Annotated in this window: 1 rRNA gene (running past one end of the window); it reads right to left on the reverse strand. The window is 53.5% G+C overall.

The features are described 5' to 3' along the window. Positions 1-1,274, reverse strand: a 23S ribosomal RNA gene (locus J5M58_RS25640); its annotated part runs 1,471 nt beyond the window's last position; the annotation flags it as partial.

A 1,274-nucleotide genomic window follows, 5' to 3' on the forward strand; every position in this document is an offset into this window, starting at 1 on the left:
AGGGGATTCAAGATCCCAGTGAGATCTCATCTTGAGGCAAGTTTCCCGCTTAGATGCTTTCAGCGGTTATCTCTTCCGAACATAGCTACCCGGCAATGCCACTGGCGTGACAACCGGAACACCAGAGGTTCGTCCACTCCGGTCCTCTCGTACTAGGAGCAGCCCCTCTCAAATCTCAAACGTCCACGGCAGATAGGGACCGAACTGTCTCACGACGTTCTAAACCCAGCTCGCGTACCACTTTAAATGGCGAACAGCCATACCCTTGGGACCGGCTTCAGCCCCAGGATGTGATGAGCCGACATCGAGGTGCCAAACACCGCCGTCGATATGAACTCTTGGGCGGTATCAGCCTGTTATCCCCGGAGTACCTTTTATCCGTTGAGCGATGGCCCTTCCATACAGAACCACCGGATCACTAAGACCTACTTTCGTACCTGCTCGACGTGTTTGTCTCGCAGTCAAGCGCGCTTTTGCCTTTATACTCTACGACCGATTTCCGACCGGTCTGAGCGCACCTTCGTACTCCTCCGTTACTCTTTGGGAGGAGACCGCCCCAGTCAAACTACCCACCATACACTGTCCTCGATCCGGATAACGGACCTGAGTTAGAACCTCAAAGTTGCCAGGGTGGTATTTCAAGGATGGCTCCATGAGAACTGGCGTCCCCACTTCAAAGCCTCCCACCTATCCTACACAAGCAAATTCAAAGTCCAGTGCAAAGCTATAGTAAAGGTTCACGGGGTCTTTCCGTCTAGCCGCGGATACACTGCATCTTCACAGCGATTTCAATTTCACTGAGTCTCGGGTGGAGACAGCGCCGCCATCGTTACGCCATTCGTGCAGGTCGGAACTTACCCGACAAGGAATTTCGCTACCTTAGGACCGTTATAGTTACGGCCGCCGTTTACCGGGGCTTCGATCAAGAGCTTCGCTTGCGCTAACCCCATCAATTAACCTTCCGGCACCGGGCAGGCGTCACACCCTATACGTCCACTTTCGTGTTTGCAGAGTGCTGTGTTTTTAATAAACAGTCGCAGCGGCCTGGTATCTTCGACCGGCATGGGCTTACGGAGCAAGTCCTTCACCCTCGCCGGCGCACCTTCTCCCGAAGTTACGGTGCCATTTTGCCTAGTTCCTTCACCCGAGTTCTCTCAAGCGCCTTGGTATTCTCTACCTAACCACCTGTGTCGGTTTGGGGTACGGTTCCCAGTTATCTGAAGCTTAGGAGCTTTTCTTGGAAGCATGGTATCAACCACTTCGTCGCCTAACGG

It is taken from the genome of Pseudomonas sp. 32_A, from assembly GCF_017490905.1.
GTDB classification, from domain to species: domain Bacteria; phylum Pseudomonadota; class Gammaproteobacteria; order Pseudomonadales; family Pseudomonadaceae; genus Aquipseudomonas; species Aquipseudomonas inefficax.